Genomic DNA, 21,377 nt, shown 5'->3' with positions numbered 1-21,377 from the left:
AGAACAATTAATAATATATATGGTTTCTTTAATTTATGCAATACTTTTTTTGAAGTTTTCAATTTCAATCTTATCCGCATCCATTTTTTTCTATATGTGCTACTCTACAAAATAATTTCATATTCTAATCTAACATGTAAAAAACATATATCCTACCGAGGTGATAAAAGATGTTAAGAAACTTAAAGGTTGCTATTATCGGCGGAGACGCTAGACAAATTGAAGTTATAAAAGCTCTTCATGCATCTAAAACAACATTATTTCTAATTGGTTTCGAAAACCTATCTATCGATTTAAACAATGTAACAAAACTAAAATTAAACGAAATGAACTTCAAAAATGCTGATGTACTGATCTTTCCTGTACCAGGTATTGATTTACACGGTAAAATAGAAGCTTCGTATTCCGATAGTGAACTAACAATTTCGAAGGACTTCTTGTCTTCTACAAGACAAGATTGTCTCATTTTAACAGGTGTAAAAACAACGTTCATTTCCGAATTACTTGCCAAGGATGAAAGAAAGACAATAGCTCTGTTCGAAAGAGATGATGTTGCGATTCTAAATTCGATTCCAACTGCAGAAGGTACTTTAATGTTAGCAATTCAACATACCTCAAGAACCATTCACGGTTCTAATGTATTAGTTTTAGGATTTGGTAGAATTGGTTTTACAATAGCTCGTATTTTTTCACGTATTGGTGCCAATGTAAGTGTGATGGCTAGAACCCAAACTCATCTAGCTCGTATTATCGAAATGGGCTATTCACCAATTACGTCAGAATCTTTACAAGAACAAATCCATCAATATGATCTATGCATTAATACAGTGCCAGCCCCGATTCTTACTGCCGACATTATTAAAAGTATGGATACGAGTACACTCATTATTGATCTCGCTTCCAAACCTGGTGGAACAGACTTTGAATTTGCTAAGAAGCGTGAAATCAAAACACTCTGGCCACTTGGATTACCTGGAAAAACAGCTCCACAAACAGCTGGAGAAATACTAGCTAATACAATTATTGAAGTGTTAAATGATACAACTATTCACTCAATACATGAATAGTTCGTTTTGTACTCATGTTACATGCATTTCTACATATATTTAAATAGCGAGCTAGCCTCGCTATTATTAACTCATCATAGGAGGAATGCATAGGTGGATCAAAACAACAATAGAATTATGTCGGTAAAAGATTGGGTAATTACACTTATTCTCTTAATCATCCCGATTGTAAACATTGTTTTGTTGTTTGTATGGGCTTTTGGTGAAGGGAATATTATTAGAAAGAATTATGCTAAAGCTCAGTTAATAATGGTAGCTATCGCCATTGCTTTATATATTATTTTTGTAATCTTGTCATTTATTTTTGTATTTTCATTTACTGGCTATTAAACGCAATCATATTACATTCTATCCGTTTCATCTTTCTGTAATATAATACTATATAGGTTATTAATGGTTTAAATTCCCTCTCTGCCGCTTGTAAATACTCATGTGGTAGAGAAGCATTTTTTAACACGGTACATAATGCAACCATTTAAAATGGAGGAACAACAATCGTGAAAAGAAAAATAATCAATACTCTGATTCTTGTAGCTTTCATAATACTTATTAGCATTAACATTTGGCAACATAACATCAAAAACAAAAAAGCAGACTTGACCACAGAAGTGTCATCATCTGCTGAAATTGGTAACGAGATAGGGGAAAAAGCGCCTGACTTTACATTAAACACTTTAGATGGTAAAACGGTAAAGTTATCAGACTTTAAAGGAAAGAAAGTCATTTTAAACTTCTGGGCTACATGGTGCCCACCATGTAAAGCAGAAATGCCACATATGCAAAACTATTATCAAAGTAATAAAGACAAAGATATTACCATTCTTGCCGTAAATTTAACAAATCAAGATAACGGTTTAGAAATCGTCCATAAATTCGCCAATGATTATAAGCTTACCTTCCCAATTCTTCTTGATGAAAAAGGCATCGTCGGCCGTACGTATCAAATACTGACCATTCCAACAAGCTTCTTCATAAATGAAAAAGGGATCATACATCAAAAAATTATCGGACCAATGGATGAAGAAACAATGCAGAAATATGTAAGTGAGATGTAAAAAATCCGAGCAAAATACAGAGTATCTCTACTCGATTTTGCTCGGATTTTCATTTATTTAGCTAAAGGTTCTACATAACCCTTCTGCCCTAACACATGAAACACTTCTTGCTTACTATCTAATATAAACGAAGGACCTGGTTTACCGCGGTTTTCTCGATGACCCGCAAGATGAACATCACTCTTCTCCCATGCTTTCCATGCTTCTTCAGATTCCCAACGGATCATAATAATCGCTTCTTCATTTCCTCTACGTTGTTTCTTTTTAAGAATACTTAAATCAAGGAAACCTGGTTGCTGCTCGATAATACCAGCCCCTGCAAAACGTTCTACTAGTTTGTCAGAATGCCCTTCTTCTATTTGCATTGTTTTCATTTGAATAAACATGAATATATCCTCCAAAATTTCAAAATCTTAACTTAATTATAATTGAAAATGATTATCATAATCAATTATTTTCTTTTGCAGTTTTATTTATCATTTCGCATTTCTCTAAAAATGCAAGAAATGCAGTTGTACTAAATAAGTCTCTACGGTGGATAAAGTTCGTTGTAACGGAAGCATATTCTTTAGGTAAATGAATTCCACGCAATTCACCTGCATCAAGTTTATTTGATACGACAGAATGTGGAACTAGTGAGATCCCCATGCCTGCTGAAACACAGCCAATAATAGCCTCCAAGGAGCCAAATTCCATGATTCGAGAGGAAACTACACCATAGTCATGACACCATTTCTCAAGCTTAGTTCGATAGGTACACCCATTTCGAAATACGAGTAATTTTGTATTCTTATAATCAATTACTTCACAATGATTTGCTGAAATGAGGACAAGCTCTTCTTCTAGATAAGGAATAGTAAGTAAATCAGGATGTTGTACATTTCCTCCAATAAATGCACCTTCTAGCTCGTAAGATAGCACACTTTCAATCAACTGAGCAGTTGTATCCGTTTCTAATAAGATTTCTACGTTAGGATATTGGCAAGAATAACTAGTTAATATCCTCGGCAAGCGAACTGCCGCTGTCGTTTCCATCGAGCCAATACTAATGGATCCTTGAGGAACATCATAATTTCGTACCGCTTTCTTTGCTTCATCAATGAGAAAGTGAATTTGTTCAGCATAATTTAATAATGTTTGACCTGATGACGTTAATGTTACGCCCCGACTATGTCGATGGAATAATACCGTTTCTAATTCCTCTTCAAGCGCTTTGATTTTTGTTGTTACGTTAGATTGCACATATTGTAATGATTTAGCAGCCTTCGAAATACTTCCTTCCTTAGCTACTGTTTTAAATACTACTAAACTTGAAAAATCCATATTTCTTCACCACCTGGTATCAAAAATATTGATATGTTCTTTCAAAATCATTCATTATTCATAATACTCAGTTTAAATTATAATCAACTGTAAGAAAAGGAGAGATTTCCCATGAACAAGCAATCATTTTCATTTATTATAGGTGGTATATTGTTCCTTATAATCGCTATGGGTATAAGCCGTTTTGCATATACACCCATACTTCCCCTGATGAAAGATGAGATAGGTTTCACTGCCAAAACCGCAGGATATCTCGCTTCAAGTAATTATGTTGGCTATTTAGCCGGGGCTCTACTTGCCAGTATTATACGTGGCAATAAAAAAAGAATTTTGCTATGGAATGTCGCCATTAATATTTTTTCTATACTGTTTATGGGCGTGTCAGATGATATAATCATTTGGTTTATCCTTCGACTCGTAGCTGGTTTTACCAGCGGATTTATTTTCGTATTAACTTCAAGTATTATGCTTGATTATTTAGCCTCTAAAAATCTCGCACCTTGGTCAGGTCTCCTCTATAGTGGCGTAGGATTAGGTATTGTTATTTCGGGGCTTTTCGTTCCACCATTACATTCATATTTTACTTGGAAAGGAACGTGGATTGGATTAGGTATTCTAACCATTGTTTTAGGTGTAATCGCAATTACACTATGGAGGAATTTGCATCTAACTAAACATTTAGAAAGCTTACCAGAAAAGAATGGAACAATGAATCGGTATCTACCTTGGCTAATTGTAGCTTACGGTTTACAAGGATTTGGTTACATCGTAACTGCTACATTTATCGTTGACATTGTACACAGTATCCCATCACTACAATCATTTTCATCTTACACTTGGGTTTTTGTGGGTTTGGCAGCAATTCCATCTACTTTCTTATGGATTTCCATTATGAATAAAGGAAATGCCATTTACTCACTTTGCTTAGCATTCATATTACAATTCATCGGTGTTATTTTACCTGTTTTTTCACAGTCAATGTTTAGTATCTTCATGTCTGCCATTCTCTTTGGCTTAACCTTCATGGGAATTACTACAATGAGCACGGCGTACGCCCGACAATTATCTCCAACTAATAGTCATAAAGTGATTGGCATAATCACTTCAGTCTATGCCTTGTTCCAAATGATTGGTCCAAGCATCGCTGGTAGCCTAGCTTCGTATACAGGCAATTACAAATTAGCTCTCCTATTAGCGGGTTCTTTAGAAATAGTATCAATCATTATTTTATTGGTAGGAAAGTGGTCCACATCTAAGTATCAACAAACCTCTTTAGTAACTAAAGCGTAAATTTCATCGTTTCCCATCATGCAAGAGGTTGTCCAATAAGTCCTATTTGATATTTTTGTTTGATTGATGGGAAAGTATTTTTTAATATGATACATAGGTTTCATCTAGATCAAGCGCGCCAAATATAGGTACTCTAACATAACAGCCGAGTTTATCTCTTTCACGTAAACCTTGGAGGGCTAACAAAGCGTAAAAGGGCGTTCGAAAAGTGATTGAAAATCACTTTTCGGACAGCCCCTTTCCCCTATAATCGTGGGTCAATCTCTTTCTCCTTCTTCGTCTCAAAAAGCATGTTCGCAACAACTTGCTTATAGGCTGTATTGTCCAGAGATATCTCACTCCATTTAAATGAAAGCATTTCTTCAGCTAGTGCATACTCCTTCATAGAAGTTCGTAACTTCGCTCCCGTGTTTTTCTGCTTGATTAACTTACTATATTTATGCGGCAATTTATAATCATAGCCATACACTAAAGTTAAATAGTTTTCATTGCGCACTTTAAGAAACGGAGCTACACCATTTTTCATTATCTCTGGCTTTATAACTACACCTTCCATATGACGTTCCACCGTTAACGTTTCGTAGAACCGCAATGCTTTCTCATAAAAATGCTCATCCTTGAAATCAACAACGTGATATTCATCATCACTAACAAATGCGAACATTTCTGAAGCTGTTAACATCGGCCTTTCTTCATCACCATCACTCTTCACTACTTTTAAAATCGTAAATGGCTTTAATGTAATTGGACCATTTTCAGCATAATAATCAAGTTGTTCATTGAAGGTTGCTAATCCAGTTGCCTGCTTTTCTAAAGATACAATGGACTGTTGAATACTTTTTTTATTTTTATATGTTTGATAGGTCGGTCCATGTATTTTAATTAGCTCTTTTTTAGTTAGCTCTGAGGAATCCTGTTCAAAGTTACTATTTTGATAATTACTCGATAACTCTAGCCATTTCTCCTCAAAACCACTATTTTGCAAAAATGAGATTTCCGCTTCAATAGCTTTACTATAACTATCAAATTGCTCTTCTATTAAACCTTCACCTAACGTACGCCAAGGCATTAACTCACAATCAAGCAGCATTAATTCGATCTTTTGTCCCTTCATATATGGTATGAATTTATCATGCTGTTCCTGTAATGCTTGAGTTAAATCAATATTTTTGATTTTATATCCATTACGACTAACTGCATAGCTCTTAGCTAAATCTCGATGTAAATAGACATTGCATCTTGAGCCCATATACTTAGGCTGTAAGACAACTTTTTCTACACCTTTCTTTTGGAAATAGTGTAAGCCTTTTTGCAATGATTCCAACACACTATTCTCTTCATCCTTGTCTGCTGGAGACATCGTTCCTGAAATATAATTAATTTTGTTCTTTAACACATACTCTAGTCTTCTTTGATCATGGATATCTAACGTCTCAACAGCCACATTCTCTTTCTTAGCAAATAGTAGTGGTAGCTCTTTTCTCAACGTTTGCTTTGATTTAACTTGCTTAAATACAGGTCTATTATGCCGAATAATAACAGAAGATAATTTATTTCCATCTGTACATCCTGTATCAAGATTGATCTTATTGTTTACCGTAGCAATTTCTTTACATGCAACATGACCGTAAATATGGAATGGAGCATGGGATGACGCTTCCTCTTTAATAAAGTTTAATTGTGGTTCAATTGCTTCGCCACGATTCAAGCGGAAGTTTCTTTGCCCTCTCAATGAAGTTTTATCCAATTTTCCAATATATCTATTCTCACATGGTGCGTGAGTTGCGTAATAAGAAGAACGATCGATACCGATATATCGGTAAAATTCTTTTGAATGCTCCACTAAATAAAAGAACTGCTCCTGCAAGTTTCTATCATTTGCTAAAACCTCAATGCTTGTAAAATAATTATCAATGGTTTCTTGATCGACCATACTTCCATCCAATTTACCCGACAAATATTTAAATATGAAGTTTTCATGATTGCCTTTACCCAACAAGAAAAACTCCAAATTATGATAAATAAATTCGATGGTTTCTTTCGTACGACGTCCTTTATCAATCCAATCACCATTAAGAATAATTCGATAATCCTTTGTTTTCTCCGTACTAAGCATATTCTGTCCATCTATGATGTATCCATAATGCGATAATAATGCTTTCAAATCATCTATACTTTCGTGGACATCTCCAACGATAATATAATTATAATTACGGTCTAATAAATGAGATGCGTACCGCTCCCAATCTCTGATGTTAACTGTGTATAAAGGATTTGCTTCTTTTCGCTCCCAATTGTAGAAATCCTTTGCTTTAATACGATGAACAGCATTATATTTCTTCCTTGTTAAGGTTTTCACTACATCACGCTTCAATCGTTGCACATGATTTTCAACAATCTTCTTATCACAATCCGTTGTGAAATAATCTTTATAGTTATCATAATCAAACAGAACAACTTCAAGATTATAATGATGCTCTTGTGCCACTTTCCTTACTTCTTCTCGAAAGTCATCAGATAAACCGGTCGTATCAACGATTACGAAGTCAGCATTTACAGGAAATGTTGTAACTGCTCGCAATCTTTGGAACAATAATTCAAAAGCTTGCTTACTGCTTTCAAGCATAATTTGACTATGTTTATGATAGTTATAACCTAATAATTGCTGCCTTATTTCATCCGAAGAAATGTATTGAACATTGCTTCGATAGTTCTTATTCTCATGCTCAATTTGAAGCTGTGGTATTAATATTTTTTTAGAAAATGTAGTTTTACCTGATTCTGAAGCACCTACCATAAGAAAAATAGTATGCATTTTCGTTGAAATCATCATTTTGATTCCCCTACTTTCTTTATGACAACACCTTGAGTTGTATGAATATTGTTGACACTGTCACCTATGGAAATGAATGATAATTCTACATTATCGTTTCGAACTATGTTCTTCACCCATTGTTGAAATTCATCTGTTGTCATTTCCCACTTATGATCATCATGTCGGAAGCCTTCTAGTTCATAATACGTATTAAATTCGCGGTTCGGAGTAGTCAATATGAAACAACCAAAAGTAATATTTTTAAGAATTTGTGTTACAAGCGCTTCAGCATCCTCCATTTGCATATGCTCAACAACTTCAGTTAATAGAACATCAACCTTTTCATCATGATACGATTGCAAATAAGAATCTAATTCAGAGTATGTTTTTACATTGCTAATGCTTTTTCGTTTCATTTTCTTTCTCACAATATGTAACAACTCTACGTCGATATCAATAGCATGATAGACTTGATCATCTAGTTTTTGAGCAAATGGAATTGCATAAGCTCCTTCACCACAACCGATATCTACTATTTGTTTATCAAACGGTAAAATTTGTTCAATTACTTGTTTTCTTTGTTCAGCTGTACTTCCATATTGGAACTTTAGAAGTTCATGCTTTGATTGCTCTAATTTATGACGAAGATTTTTAAATTGACGTTTCTCTTTAATCACATTCTTGACAAAAAGATAGCGAATAAAATACGGACTTTCCAATTCATTCATAATATCAATATATTTATTAGCCAACTCATCCGGGACATCTAAATGTTCTTTCCCTACCATTGCTAGAAATAGAAAAAATAAAATGGAATATTGCATTAAGCTTTGCAAGCTTTGATATGTGCTGATTTTAATTTGATAATTATTATGACAAATTGGTGTTGCGTCTATATCAAACCCTTGAAAATGTCGTTTAAAAATCTGTAAGTATCTTTCACCTTTCATAAACACCATATTTACATGAAAGGTATGCTGAAATCCTGCTATATCGCGCTCATCTCTATTCTTTAAAACATGAGCAAAGAACTCATTAATCGCATTTAAAGGAAATAAAGGTGTATTGTATCTTGAAAGATTCAAGTACTCATAGAATTCTTGATGATTTTGCTTAAATGAAATATCATTTTCACCATCTTTAAAATAAATATTGTAGGTTTGCTCATTGGAATACCACCCACAAGCAATGCCTTTTCTTATACCTCGTAATGTCATATCCCCATTAGGATTTTTCTTAATAACGTATGAAAACGATGGGTTTTCAGAAGTTAAACTTACTATTGCCATATCGTGTCCCCTTTCATTTAAAACCATCTACTTTTCTTTTCAACAACCATTTAGCTGCAAAATCAACTAACGGTTTTTGTGGAATAAGTCGACACTCAGCTAAGCCGACCTTTCCTACCGAAACAGGATAATTTCGCTCAAATTCAAATCCAATTTCATTAAAGGACTCCACATCATATATAAAATCCTCATACTCTTTCCACACGCGAACACCGTTTTCTATGATTGGTGATCCTTGTTGACAAGAATAACAAGAATTAGCAAAGCATTCGGCAAGATGCAATGATGTATTGTTATCATATCCAACACCGATCAATAAAATATGTGCATCAATCTCATATAGTTTTTGTAACGGAGATTCTTCGCATAAAGAAAATGCAAGTGAGTGATCTTTCGTAATATAATTACTATGTTTTCCCCAAGCTGCAAAACTACATGTTGGATGATAAGATCGCACTACTCCTTCATAAGTTCTAAAGCATTCAACGATTTTCCCCATTGCTAGTGTTGGGGTTGTTTTCGGATTAAAAGCAGGCATTTCATTTCGAATCGTCTCCCACCACTCTACTGGAACTGGTGGACTATCCCAATAAGACGGTTCACTCAAATCAGCTGAATGAGTCGGCATGACAATGGTGCCTTCATCCCCAATTACCTGCATAAGTGCCTCAACAACTGCAACAGGACCACCACATACCCACCCTAATGACTTTAAAGAAGAATGAACAATGATATTCATGCCTGATTGTAACCCTAAATTCCGGAAATCTTCCATTAAACTATATGTGGTATTCGGAGCCTTCATAGGTTTTATTTGTCTCGACATCATGCGTCTCCTCCTCACAATCAAGTGTTAGTATAACATAGAAAAAAGCTTGCAAAATCAAAAGGATTCTGCAAGCTATTATACCCTAATGCTCTTTTAATACTTTAGCAATTTGCAAATGTCTTTTTTCCTGCAAATCTACTATTTGGTCATCTTCTAACTTTATTAATGAACATATCGGATGATATGGAGGATTATGTATGACTGTACCGATCTGACCGTCCGTTAACCTTACTTTCTTACCAATTAACGAATCTAACATTCTTCTAATAAATACTATTAAAACTTCCGTATCAAACCGTCCTTTAACATCATCTTGCATTTTCATAATAACCTCGTAGAACGGCATTGCTTTACGATACGAACGATCTGAGGATAGAGCATGGAATACATCAGCCACCGACACAATCTTGGCGTATGGATGGATTTGTGTACCATTTAGACGAAAAGGATAACCGCATCCATCGTCTCTCTCATGATGTTGTAAAGCCGTAATAGACACGCCTTCTGGTAAATTCTCCGTTCTTCTTAATAACCCATATCCATACAAAGTATGTTTCTTTATTTCTTGAAATTCTATATCATTTAATGGAGCTTTTTTATGTAATAAATATTGTGGAACTTTCGTTTTCCCTATATCGTGTAACAATCCAGCTAATTCTATTTCTCTTCTAGTTTCTTCATTTATTCCTAACCATTTACTTATTAGTCCAGCTATCACACCGACACATATATTATGTCTAAAAGTATATTCATCTTTCTGTTGCAATTCATCGAATAAATGAAACACATGTGGAATGTTTGTTGCCTTTTCAATCAAAGGAACTATTTCATTCTTAATCTCAGTGAGTGGTAATTCATCTTTATTTTTCACAAATTGAAAAATTTCAGACATTTGCAAAGTAGCTTCTTCCACATTTCGGGATATTTCATCATTCTTTCCGATGTAATCAACCGATTTCATTTCAAATGGCGGTATAACATAGTCTTCATCCTGATAATTTAACAATAGTTGATCAATTTCTTCATGTGATAAAGGAGTAATTTTTTTCTCAAATGAAAATTCGTTATTATGTGACATACTATCACACCATTCTTATTTTTCTTTTATGTTACCAGTTTATGGCGTGGAAACCAATGATTTTTTCTATAGTCAGCTGTCTGTAACATAATTTAATTTCTCGCCAAAGCTCTTCAATTCTTCTCCAATCGTACAGGACGAAAGACAATATTGATGGGCATAAGTTCTACCAAAATCTTTCTTATGATGACTATGAAGAAAACATCCATTACAATACAAAGTCAATGTTTCTTCAATTTGCTGTAATAATAATTGTCTTTCCTGCTTCTTACTCATATGTCACCCTTTGAAGTCAGCTTCATTACACTGTCAATATGAGTACCTTCTAAAGCTTGTGAAGCCAGTGCATCTGCTTCTTTGTTTTCCTTTCTTGAAATTGGTTCATATATAGGATGTATCCCCAGCTTCTTCATCTTCTCTTCAATTCGATCTAACCATGTATTAAACAAGTCATCAAAACAAGGCCATTCGCCAGATAGCTGTTGCAACACAACATGCGAGTCACCTTTGAAAGTACATGTTTGATGATGAACACCCAGATCTTCTAATATACATAAACTTTCATAAAAAGCAGCATATTCAGCTTCATTACTTGACGTTAATTGTTCCATTCGCTTATTTTGCCTCTTACGATAAGATACTTCATTTTGAGTATAATATACAATCATACCAAGGCCCGCTAAACGATCTTCTTTCAAATAACCACCATCGAAATAGACAACAGCATCCTGCGGTTCTTCTTTTATTTCTGTAAGAAGTTTCGTCAATTCCTTCTTATTCCACACCGTATCTCTTTCGTCATAAAATTCTATTTGATGCGCTCGCCCAGTTTTTTCAAGATCTTCACATATAACAAGCGCGTCCCTACCGTTTATAAAATCTGATTGAAACGTGCAAGATTGTTTTTTCGCATGTTTATACGTCCATGTCATGTATACTTTCATCCTAATGAAATACCCCTTTCTTCTACATTCAATCTGAATACATATTATAACTAATTTTACTACAACAGCTCACTTTGTATACTTAAACAAATATTTTCCTTTGTTATTTTGTAATATTTATTCCATACCATTGAAAAATGAGCTTCATAATCGAAGCTCACCCTTGTTATTTATTTCCAATATATCCTTTAATAATTGTTTGTAACATCTTTTCATCCATATCTAGTATAGGCTTGTTAGCTTGTCTTAAAATATTCGCTGTTGTTTCGCATGGAAAATGGATATTACGACCCAAATAGTTAGCGAATACGGATAATGGTTTATTAAATTCTAATTCATCATCCCGTAATTGATGTTCTGAACCATGCTGAATAGTTTCAAGATTAGGAAGTTCCATATATTCCCTAATTAATTGGAGAACTACATCTTGTCTTGGTGGTTCTGGATTCGTAATGTTTAGTATATCTCGGTTTTTACAATATTTAAGTGCGGCCACTAGAACAGAGGAAACGTAATCAACTGGCACAATATTCGATGCCACATCTCGATCCATTACTAATCGAAATGGTAGAGTTTGAAGCTCAGGCTTTCTAGCCATTCTACGTTTTAACAGTTTTAAACTTTTTAAAATCCCATATAATCCAAAACTCGTTTCAGCTTTACCCGTAACAGAATCTCCAATGATAATCGCTGGTCTCAAAATAGCAACGGAGATTTGATTGCTATATGAATCTACTAAATGTTCTGCTTCACATTTCGTTCTTTCATAGCTATTCACAAATTCTCTCGCTTGTGAATATAGAGCCTCAGCTCCTTTTGTTTCATTACCGATTGTATAGGCTGTACTAACATATAAGAATTTTTCACATTGAATGTTCACCGCAAAGTCCAAGACATGTTTTGTACCAGTCACATTTACTTCATGCGTCAATGCTTCATCCTTTTCGTCAAATGATAGAAGAGCGGCCATATGAAAAACGGCATCAATTTTACCCTCAAGCTCTTTTATCATGTCTTCATCTAACCCTAGATTCTCAGATGTTATATAACCTTCAATAATTCGTACATTTGCTTTTTGTTGATCACTTGTTATTTCTTGCATAAAACGATCTAGTTTTTTAGCGTTTCTTACAAGTAACAATAGCTCGTGACCATCCTTTAATAAATCTTTAGCTACTCTCTTACCTAAAAAACCATTCGCTCCTGTTAATAATACACGCATTATGTCTACACTCCTAATAGTGCTGATTTACCATTATTAGTTTACCTTATTTTCACTAGGATTAGGATAGAAAAATCATTATTAAATTTAGGGAATTATTAGTAAATTTACTCAATTCCCAAATAACCCCATTAACTATCGAATATAAATTTAATTATGAAAATTATAAAAAACCCTAATAAACATAAGCATATCAAGACTAGGTACTGTTGCTAAGATACACAGTATCATCATTATCTTTTAATCTTAAATCCTCTTAAAACCCATTCAAAAAAAACATTTTAACAAATAGCCATAAAATTACGACATTAAAATAGTACCACTTTTCCCACAATTCAAAATAGACATTTTATCCCATAAGTGTTACTATCTTTATTAAATTCAATAGAAACAATAGCATACTTGCTCTCTAAGAGGTGATTAAATGAAGTCGATCAAACACGCTGTAATTATTTTACTATCCTTATTAATTGGTGTTTTATTAATTGTTAATTTAGTCGTTATTTACTACAATTCATCAATTTCCGTTAAACAAACATTTAAAGAAAATAGCTTATTAAATGCAAATCGTATTGCCTCAGAATTAGATCCTGACCTTTACGAACAATTCCTTAATGATCCAACAACAAACGACGCATATAAGCAATTTCAAAATGAATTAATAGAATACAAGAACAAACACGGTGCACTTTATATGTACACCCTAGCAGTAGAAGGCGACAATATAAAATACATGATTGATGGTGAAGCAAAAATTGAAGATACCATTCCTATAGGAGAAAAAAATGCTGTTATATCAATGAAAGAAATGGGACCAGTTTTAAATGGTGAAGCAAGCAGTACAGATATTATTAATGATCCCGAATTTGGAGAATATTTGTCAGCTTTTGCACCAATCAAAAACAAAGAAGGTAAAGTCATAGGTATATTAGGAATTGATACAGATGCTAAATTTGTATCTTCTGTAAAAAGAGATGTGCTAAATAACTCGATTCCTATTATATTTACAATTTCAATTGGTATCACATTGGTCATTCTGATCATCGTCCATATCTATATTCATAAAAAGCTAAGCCCACTTACTCATTTAACACATGTTTCCAGAGCCATCACGCACGGTGAAATTGCAAAGGCAAAGCAATTGTTTAAAGATAATAAATATTCGTCCAGGAATGAAATTGGACAACTATATACAATTATAAAAAATATGACAGACACACTAGAAAATATAATAAAAGAAATATTGACCATGTCTTCTAAATTAAATGAAGAAAGTTCAATCTTAAATAATACGTTCCGTGAAATGAACGAAGGTACACGTCAAGTTTCCATGACAATGGATGAAATGGCTGCAAGTACTGAATCACAAGCGCATTCTTCTACAAATATAACAATTGATATGAATGAATTAACGGATTTCATAGACAACACGAATAAGCAAGGGAATTCTTTGCAAAATTTAACTACAACTGTTCTACATAGTTCTCATCACGGAACTAAATTAATAAATACGTATAATCAACAAATGGAAGATATATACAATATCGTTACTCAATCAGTAGACGAAGTAAAAAAAGTAGAAGCACAAAATCAAGAAATATCTTCATTAATGACACTTATTAGTGATATTGCTGAACAGACAAATCTGCTAGCCTTAAATGCGGCCATTGAAGCAGCTAGAGCAGGAGAAAATGGCAGAGGGTTTGCAGTTGTTGCGGATGAAGTGCGGAAATTGTCTAATGGTGTAGCCCAATCAGTAAATGGAATTAATGAGATATTTGAGCAAGTCTATAAAAACTCACAAAGAATGGTTACTATTCTAGAGTCTGGTTTACAAAATGTTGATAGTGGCAGAACTACGCTTCATCAAACAAATAAAGCTTTTGAAGACATAGCATCTACTATTGAATCTATCAATAACTTTGTACACTCTATGCAAAACGAACTATCAAACGTAGTTCATAAAGAAAAACAAATTAAAAACTCGATTAATGATATTGCTGCAACTTCAGAAGAAAATGCTGCAGGAATTGAACAAGTTTCTGCTTCTACACAAGAAATGACTGCTTCTATGGAGGCAGTTCATAAATTGGTAGATGATTTGTCTGCTGCTTCACAGGAGCTGTATGGTATTAGTAGCAAATTTAAAGTATAGAAATACAAAAAGCCTCCTTTCATCTGTATGGAGGCTTTCCAATTATTTCTCTAGTTCTACATATTGCTTATTATATGGTTCTTGGCATCCTTCATCATTTGGGAAACGACCTTCTTCATCAGGTAATATTAATCGTAATACCTTTCGATCATCTTCCTCAAATACCTTAAATTCCACTTCGATACCATCAATTACTTGATTTGAGCGGCCTTCTCTATACTTATAACCTTCAGCAATATTTTCGATGATCGTATTAAATAACATTTGAACCAACTCTTCATCAAGCTTTAATACAATTTGAAGATCGAAATGATTTAAGTTCTCTGCTAATCCGTGCGTATGAATATTAGCTATAGAACCAACTTCTTCATATTGATAGAACCAACCTTGCTTATCTAAAAGTGCTTGATTTTCTTCTGAAATAAAATCTTTACTATTTTCAATATGACTATCCATAAATTCACCTTATCCTTCTTGTAACAATAATGGTATTATACCATCTAATTGATCAACAACCTAATACGATGATCAAAGTGAAGTTGATTATAAACAATCCGCAGTTTCCACTTGTTGAAAGTGATTAAAACTTGAAAAGTGCAAAAACAACTTGAATCAGGCCAAATTGTTATCCTTTAATAAATGTATGATTTGTCTTTTATGGTAGTTATCATGTTCTATAAATTCTTTAACAATATATATAAGAGAATACGGTGTTCCCGTATGCGGGCAATAAGTTACTCCATTTGCAGTTAATTGTTTATGTAGCTTTTCTTTTGGTAATTCGTTAAGTTCTTTCACAAGTAGTTCCCTTGTAGCGTTTGCTTCTTCAAGTAGCTTTACTTGTGATATGCCTGATTTCGCGTATTCAGATGCCTTTTTATTGTAGGTATCAAAATCAGGAAAATTCATCCCCTTTTCGTTACGTACTGATGGGATCACTTCGGATAAAAGGTGTTGATCCCAATTTATAATATGAGCGATTATCTCACTTACAGACCATTTACCTTCAGCTATTGGTTTAGACCACAATGTCCCATCCATATCTTTTAATGTGCTTAACCAAGATGAATATTGTTTGAAAGTGCTAATAATGTTATTTTCCTCACCCATTTAAATTCCCCATTTCTATGTTAATTAAGAATAGTATAACATAAAAACCCGAAAATACAAACGTATGTTCTGTTATTTATTTAAAATAGCTACTTTTTTTCAACTTAAGTAAATTTTCTATTGAGAAGTAGTTTTCAAATAATATAAATCAACTAACTTACATCATCCTTATTAAACAACTAAGCCCCTCCAATGAAGGAAGGGCTTAAACTTTTATAGTGTCATTTACAAGGACCATGCTTCATCCGGTACTAGATTATTCATTAATCAATTCTGAGATTTAGCAAAATATAGTTTAAACTATATTTTAAATTCACTTACATCTAAATTTAGATTTTCAGCAAGTGTTGCTTGTTGCATTGATGAATCAGTTACATTTTGGATAGCTTGCAGTGTTTCAGAAATATTATTCTTAATTGCATTTGAACTTATAGCCGATTCATTTGATACTTTCGAGACATTTTCTATTGCATTTTGAATTTCTACCGTCGATTGCATCATTGTATCCATTGACACAGCAATATCGTTTGCCACTTTAGTAAAGAAGATGGCATCTTGCTCATACTGCATTCCGTTTTCTTGGAATGAATCATAATCACTATGAACCTTATTATCCATGAATGTCAATATATCTTGAGCGTTACTAGACAATTTCACAAAAGCATTTTCCACTCTATTTGTGACCTCTTGAATGTCTTGAACCGTTGCGGTTGACTGATCAGCTAATTTCCGCACTTCATCTGCAACTACAGCAAAGCCTTTGCCATGTTCACCAGCTCTTGCCGCTTCTATAGCTGCATTTAAGGAGAGTAAATTAATTTGATTAGCAATTTCAGCAATTATATTAGACATCACTTTTACTTCAGCAACAATTTTTCCTTCTTCGATTGATTGAAGAACAGATTGTTGTTTTTCAGCATAAAGATTACGAGCAATATTTGAAGATTCAATTGCAGTATTTTTTACTCCGATTGCACGTCCTCTTATTTTCAGACAATTTTCCACGCCATCGTCTATTTCTTCTTTAATTTGAACAACGTTACTTAACATTTCCTGAGTAGTGGCATTTACCTCTTCAGTTGCTGCACTAATGGTTTCACTGCCATATGCCACCTCTTGAGCAGAATGATTAATTTCATCCATAGAAGCATTTACTTCTTCTATCGTTGCAGAAAGCTCTTCACTCATAGCACTTAAATCTTGAGAAGTATGACTTACTCTACCTACTAGACTTTGGATTTGATCCGCTGATTGATTTAACGATTGAGCTATTTGACCAAAATCATCTTCATATATGATCGTTGCTCGGTTTATTAAATTCCCTTTCCCAAATTCCTGAGAAAAATCAATGATAGATTTTACTGATTGTTTTATGTACTTGCTTAAAAAAATTAATATTATTATTGAAAAAATTAAGACAATAATGATTGTTACAATCGTTTTTGTAGTAAGACTTTTTGCTTTTTCAGAGTTAACCTCCATTTTATTATTCGCATTTTTTAAAACGTCTTTTTCTAAATTATTTATAATCGTGTCACGTTGCTTTTCAGCCAAAATCATGCTCGTTTTTAATGATCGATTCTCTTGGATCGTTTGACCTTTTACAATATTTTCAGTAAGACTTAATTGAACCTCTCGATATTTTTGATTTACTTGTTCTAGCTCTTTTATAACATTTTCATGTTCTTTACTCATTCTCGTCTTTTTCAATAATTTTAATAATTCATCATTTTTTGTTTGTAGTGCTTGCATCTCTTTGTTAATACTGTCCAATTCTGATTCATCGGTTGTCGACAACATTCTAAAAGTTAAACTACTTACGCGTTGTTCGTTTGTTTTTAATTCTCCTAATAAAGCAATAGCTCTCATATCATTTTTATATAAATCCTCAGAGTTCCTATTAACTGAATGAATATTAATGATTGAATAAAAACCAATAATTAACATACCAACAATTAGTAATACATTAAAAATACTTATTTTCCCAAGTAGTGACATCCTTTTAAAAAACTTCATATCTTCCTCCCCAACTATTTGCAGTCTAATTTATATATTATAAGTCTTATTTACTATTATTCAGCAGGGGATTTATTAAAATTATGTGAATATAATAAACCAACTAAACAATTTCTACTATATCATTTTAACTAGTAGTTTAATCTAGTAATAGGTCGCCCTAAAATCACACATAGCATTACTCATCCAAAAATTATTCTCGAATGACATTTTTACATATCCAACCAAATAATCTTCAGAAGCAGAAACTGATTGAAGCTGTAAAACAAGAAACGGATAGTCGTAAAAAGAAGACATATTGTATTACAGAACAGGGCAAAGAAGCACTGTATTTAGAATTCAATAGATTTCAAAATATGGTCAATTTCACACAAAAAATATTGAGAGAAAGGGAATTATGAAATGTTTAAAGACAGTAGTGTAAAAAAGACAAGTAATAAATTCCTAATTTTACCGATGAGGAAAAATAGTTACAAAGCATGTTAAATGATGGATTCTATCCTAACATCCATAATGATCTCAGTATTGTTTTTTATTATTTCAATTGTTCTTTACAATATTTATGATAGAACTGCCTTCATAGGAGGTGGATTATTATAAACATAGAAAAATTTATAAATCACTTGTGTGATAATAAATAATATTACTTCATTTCCTTAAAATACCAGTTGAAAAACTTATTGTATTATTACTTAATCTGCAATATTATTAATAATATTGTATTGAAAAAGTGGACAAATTAAACGTAATCTGTGCTCACATTCGTGGTCACTATTTCTTAGGAAATTATCGATTTGCATATGTTAATCCAATCAATTTTAGAATGAAAGATTAACCTTGTTAAATCCCTATTTTCAAACACTTTTTCTATTCAACGATACAACCGGGGTTCGAAAACTCCCCCGTTATCAAAACTAGGAGGAAAATTATGTTTAATGAAATATTTGGTTTAGTGTTTACCCTTGTAAACTTTACATTAGCGATCTTAATGTATCGTTTCTTTGGAAAGAAAGGATTATTTGCTTGGGTTGGGTGTTCCACTATCTTAGCTAATTTGCAAGTTGTTAAGACAATTGAAATATTCGGCTTAACATCAACATTAGGAAATGCAATGTATGCTAGTGCATTTTTAGCAACGGATATTATTAATGAACGCTATGGAAAAGAAGAAGCAAAGAAAGCCGTATGGCTAGGGTTTTTCACACTTCTATCTATGACCATTATTATGCAAATGGTATTATTATTCCAACCTCATACAACAGATATTGCACAAGAATCACTTGAAACAATCTTTGGACTTTTACCACGGGTTGCCTTAGGAAGTTTAGCTGCATTCTTAGTAAGCCAATTCATAGATGTAAACCTATTTACTTGGCTTCGAAAGAAATATCCAACAGACGGACAATTTTGGATTCGTAACAATGGTAGTACGTTAATAAGTCAGTTTATTGATACACTGGTATTTACTAGCATTGCTTTCCTTGGAGTGTATGAGTTCAACGTCTGGATTGAAATCTTCCTTACCACATATATCTTGAAGTTCATCGTATCTGTTCTAGATACACCTTTCGGATATATTGCGAAGCGATTTACATTTAAAGATGAGAAGAAAGAAGCATAAATCAAATCTAAAATATAAACAATGAAAAAAGATAGTGTAATTAGTTAACAAACTAATTCTCTATCTTTTTTCGTAGATAACTGAAAAGTTTCAAAGTTTCTTCTGTAAAAAGAAATAATATTTTGTATTTTTAAAATATACTGATATTATAGATTTGGAGGTTTTTACATGATTGAAGTATATATTGACGGAGCAAGCGCAGGTAATCCTGGTCCGAGTGGAGCAGGAATTTTTATCATTGAAAATGGTATTGTAGAGAGGCATTCCATTCCTTTAGGAATTATGGAAAATCATGAGGCGGAATATTGGGCACTTATAAAAGCATTAGAAATTTGTTGCCAAAAACAAGCACAAACTGTATCAATTCGCACAGATTCACAAGCGATCTGGTCAGCTATGGAGAAAGAGTTTACTAAGAACAAAAAATATGCTCCTTTATTAGAGCAAGCTGTTGGCTTATCAAAAAATATACCACTGTTTTTTATTAAGTGGATTCCTAGTTCCCAAAATAAATCGGCAGATGAACTTGCTCGTAAAGCAATAAGGGATGCAAAAGGAAGGGAACCATATTGAACAAATCGTTAATAGCAGATTTGACATTACTTTTAGTCGTTTTTATTTGGGGAGCGACGTTTGTCATCGTTCAAGATGCGATATCATTTTTAACACCGTTTAGCTTTAACGCTGTTCGTTTCTTTATCGCTTTTCTAGCTTTAGCCATCTTTTATGTTATTTTTTCGAAGAAAAAAACGAAGACATTTAATAAAGCGACGATTCAATCAGGAGCAATGTTAGGATTTTGGCTTTTTCTAGCATATGGACTACAAACAGTGGGATTATTATACACAACACCAGCCAAAACAGGCTTTATAACAGGGCTGAGCGTCGTCCTTGTTCCCGTACTTTCCTTCTTTCTATTAAAACAACGACCAAACCGTAATGTTATTATCGGTATTTGTTGTGCTACGATTGGTTTGTATATGATTACAATGTTGCAAACAGCTTCTTTCAGTAAAGGTGACTTTTTCGTTCTTCTAGGAGCGATATGTTTTGCGATGCATATTATTACAACAAGTAAATATGCGAAGCACTATCAAGCACTACCCTTAACAATCGTACAAATTTTAACTGTTTCCGTACTATCATTTGTAGTCAGTTTATTCGTAGAAAAACCGAAAGAAATGTATCGTATCGATGTTTTAATGCAAAAGGAAGTCATGATCGGATTATTAATCACTGCTCTATTGGCTACAGCTTTTGCTTTTCTAGCTCAAACATATTTTCAAGCATACACATCTCCAACTCGTGTAGCATTAATATTTGCAATGGAACCAGTCTTTGCAGCTATTACTTCATATTTCGTAATCAATGAGACATTTACAACTACCATGCTATTTGGCTGTGTACTCATTTTTGCAGGGATTATCTTTGCTGAATTGCCAGTTAAGAAGCAATCTGTTGTAGAAAGATCCTCTATCGAATCATGATAAAGTGAAACTTTAATCGGTGGGGATTCTCATCCATCCCCCACCGATTGTTAGTTGAACCAATCGGGTTCTTACT

The 21,377-nt window shown here is 33.3% G+C and carries 21 protein-coding genes and 1 pseudogene; 9 read left to right on the top strand and 13 right to left on the bottom strand.

Annotated features, from left to right (window positions below; genetic code table 11):
• Nucleotides 1–170: 170 nt before the first annotated feature.
• From dpsA to V7014_RS12235, 3 genes are all read left to right on the top strand, one after another.
• Nucleotides 171–1,067 carry a dipicolinate synthase subunit DpsA gene (gene dpsA, locus V7014_RS12245; RefSeq protein ID WP_335507480.1) on the top strand — a complete coding sequence of 299 codons (897 nt, stop codon included), beginning with the start codon at nucleotides 171–173 and terminating at the stop codon, nucleotides 1,065–1,067.
• Between the two features lie 93 nt (nucleotides 1,068–1,160).
• Nucleotides 1,161–1,397: a hypothetical protein gene (locus tag V7014_RS12240; protein WP_335507479.1), complete on the top strand. Its 237-nt coding sequence runs from the start codon at nucleotides 1,161–1,163 to the stop codon at nucleotides 1,395–1,397.
• Between the two features lie 167 nt (nucleotides 1,398–1,564).
• Nucleotides 1,565–2,122 (top strand): peroxiredoxin family protein, encoded by a 558-nt coding sequence (locus tag V7014_RS12235; RefSeq protein WP_335507477.1) that lies wholly within the window; start codon nucleotides 1,565–1,567, stop codon nucleotides 2,120–2,122.
• A 53-nt stretch (nucleotides 2,123–2,175) separates the two neighbouring features.
• Here V7014_RS12235 and V7014_RS12230 read toward each other — a convergent pair whose 3' ends face one another.
• Nucleotides 2,176–2,508 carry an antibiotic biosynthesis monooxygenase family protein gene (locus V7014_RS12230; protein WP_335507476.1) on the bottom strand — a complete coding sequence of 111 codons (333 nt, stop codon included), beginning with the start codon at nucleotides 2,506–2,508 and terminating at the stop codon, nucleotides 2,176–2,178.
• Between the two features lie 61 nt (nucleotides 2,509–2,569).
• The gene (locus V7014_RS12225) at nucleotides 2,570–3,445 is read right to left on the bottom strand and encodes a LysR family transcriptional regulator (protein WP_335507474.1); all 876 of its coding nucleotides are present in this window, start codon (nucleotides 3,443–3,445) and stop codon (nucleotides 2,570–2,572) included.
• Between the two features lie 111 nt (nucleotides 3,446–3,556).
• Here V7014_RS12225 and V7014_RS12220 point away from each other — a divergent pair, with 111 nt between their 5' ends.
• Nucleotides 3,557–4,735, top strand: coding sequence for a YbfB/YjiJ family MFS transporter (locus V7014_RS12220; protein WP_335507472.1), 1,179 nt, complete (start codon nucleotides 3,557–3,559; stop codon nucleotides 4,733–4,735).
• Between the two features lie 244 nt (nucleotides 4,736–4,979).
• On the opposite strand, the gene V7014_RS12215 is transcribed toward V7014_RS12220, so the two are convergent.
• The 7 genes from V7014_RS12215 to V7014_RS12185 all read right to left on the bottom strand — a co-directional run bounded on the left by V7014_RS12215 (nucleotide 4,980) and on the right by V7014_RS12185 (nucleotide 12,912).
• The gene (locus tag V7014_RS12215; protein ID WP_335507470.1) at nucleotides 4,980–7,565 is read right to left on the bottom strand and encodes an AAA family ATPase; all 2,586 of its coding nucleotides are present in this window, start codon (nucleotides 7,563–7,565) and stop codon (nucleotides 4,980–4,982) included.
• A complete protein-coding gene (locus V7014_RS12210) occupies nucleotides 7,565–8,839 on the bottom strand; it encodes a class I SAM-dependent methyltransferase (RefSeq protein ID WP_335507468.1) in 1,275 nt (424 codons plus the stop codon). Before V7014_RS12210 ends, V7014_RS12215 begins: the two co-directional genes overlap by 1 nt.
• 13 nt (nucleotides 8,840–8,852) lie before the next feature.
• On the bottom strand, nucleotides 8,853–9,665 hold the full coding sequence (locus V7014_RS12205; RefSeq protein ID WP_335507466.1) for an aminoglycoside N(3)-acetyltransferase: 813 nt from the start codon (nucleotides 9,663–9,665) through the stop codon (nucleotides 8,853–8,855).
• Between the two features lie 85 nt (nucleotides 9,666–9,750).
• A complete protein-coding gene (locus V7014_RS12200) occupies nucleotides 9,751–10,746 on the bottom strand; it encodes an HD-GYP domain-containing protein (RefSeq protein WP_335507464.1) in 996 nt (331 codons plus the stop codon).
• 72 nt (nucleotides 10,747–10,818) lie between these two features.
• Nucleotides 10,819–11,022: a zinc-finger domain-containing protein gene (locus V7014_RS12195; RefSeq protein ID WP_335507462.1), complete on the bottom strand. Its 204-nt coding sequence runs from the start codon at nucleotides 11,020–11,022 to the stop codon at nucleotides 10,819–10,821.
• The gene (locus tag V7014_RS12190) at nucleotides 11,019–11,690 is read right to left on the bottom strand and encodes a ribonuclease H family protein (RefSeq protein WP_335507460.1); all 672 of its coding nucleotides are present in this window, start codon (nucleotides 11,688–11,690) and stop codon (nucleotides 11,019–11,021) included. Before V7014_RS12190 ends, V7014_RS12195 begins: the two co-directional genes overlap by 4 nt.
• A 166-nt stretch (nucleotides 11,691–11,856) precedes the next feature.
• The gene (locus V7014_RS12185; RefSeq protein ID WP_335507458.1) at nucleotides 11,857–12,912 is read right to left on the bottom strand and encodes an SDR family oxidoreductase; all 1,056 of its coding nucleotides are present in this window, start codon (nucleotides 12,910–12,912) and stop codon (nucleotides 11,857–11,859) included.
• A gap of 424 nt (nucleotides 12,913–13,336) precedes the next feature.
• On the opposite strand from V7014_RS12185, the gene V7014_RS12180 reads away from it, so the two are divergent.
• On the top strand, nucleotides 13,337–15,067 hold the full coding sequence (locus V7014_RS12180; RefSeq protein WP_335507456.1) for a methyl-accepting chemotaxis protein: 1,731 nt from the start codon (nucleotides 13,337–13,339) through the stop codon (nucleotides 15,065–15,067).
• A gap of 42 nt (nucleotides 15,068–15,109) precedes the next feature.
• Here V7014_RS12180 and V7014_RS12175 read toward each other — a convergent pair whose 3' ends face one another.
• From V7014_RS12175 to V7014_RS27260, 4 genes and pseudogenes are all read right to left on the bottom strand, one after another.
• Nucleotides 15,110–15,523 (bottom strand): DUF4262 domain-containing protein, encoded by a 414-nt coding sequence (locus tag V7014_RS12175; protein WP_335507454.1) that lies wholly within the window; start codon nucleotides 15,521–15,523, stop codon nucleotides 15,110–15,112.
• A gap of 156 nt (nucleotides 15,524–15,679) precedes the next feature.
• Nucleotides 15,680–16,177: a DinB family protein gene (locus tag V7014_RS12170; RefSeq protein WP_335507452.1), complete on the bottom strand. Its 498-nt coding sequence runs from the start codon at nucleotides 16,175–16,177 to the stop codon at nucleotides 15,680–15,682.
• A 300-nt stretch (nucleotides 16,178–16,477) separates the two neighbouring features.
• A complete protein-coding gene (locus V7014_RS27265) occupies nucleotides 16,478–17,029 on the bottom strand; it encodes a methyl-accepting chemotaxis protein (protein WP_438824908.1) in 552 nt (183 codons plus the stop codon).
• 627 nt (nucleotides 17,030–17,656) lie between these two features.
• Nucleotides 17,657–18,175, bottom strand: a pseudogene (locus tag V7014_RS27260) (MCP four helix bundle domain-containing protein); the annotation flags it as partial.
• Between the two features lie 221 nt (nucleotides 18,176–18,396).
• On the opposite strand from V7014_RS27260, the gene V7014_RS12160 reads away from it, so the two are divergent.
• The 4 genes from V7014_RS12160 (at nucleotide 18,397) to V7014_RS12145 (ending at nucleotide 21,301) form a co-directional block, all read left to right on the top strand.
• Nucleotides 18,397–18,594, top strand: coding sequence for a hypothetical protein (locus V7014_RS12160; RefSeq protein ID WP_335507448.1), 198 nt, complete (start codon nucleotides 18,397–18,399; stop codon nucleotides 18,592–18,594).
• Between the two features lie 527 nt (nucleotides 18,595–19,121).
• Nucleotides 19,122–19,814, top strand: coding sequence for a queuosine precursor transporter (locus tag V7014_RS12155; protein ID WP_335507446.1), 693 nt, complete (start codon nucleotides 19,122–19,124; stop codon nucleotides 19,812–19,814).
• A gap of 168 nt (nucleotides 19,815–19,982) precedes the next feature.
• The gene (locus V7014_RS12150) at nucleotides 19,983–20,387 is read left to right on the top strand and encodes a reverse transcriptase-like protein (RefSeq protein ID WP_335507445.1); all 405 of its coding nucleotides are present in this window, start codon (nucleotides 19,983–19,985) and stop codon (nucleotides 20,385–20,387) included.
• Nucleotides 20,384–21,301, top strand: coding sequence for a DMT family transporter (locus V7014_RS12145; protein WP_335507443.1), 918 nt, complete (start codon nucleotides 20,384–20,386; stop codon nucleotides 21,299–21,301). Before V7014_RS12150 ends, V7014_RS12145 begins: the two co-directional genes overlap by 4 nt.
• Nucleotides 21,302–21,377: the final 76 nt, after the last annotated feature.

The sequence above is a fragment of the Bacillus sp. JJ722 genome (genome assembly GCF_036963345.1).
Taxonomy (GTDB): Bacteria; Bacillota; Bacilli; order Bacillales; family DSM-1321; genus Bacillus_AD.
This window is presented reverse-complemented; position numbering and strand designations above follow the sequence as displayed.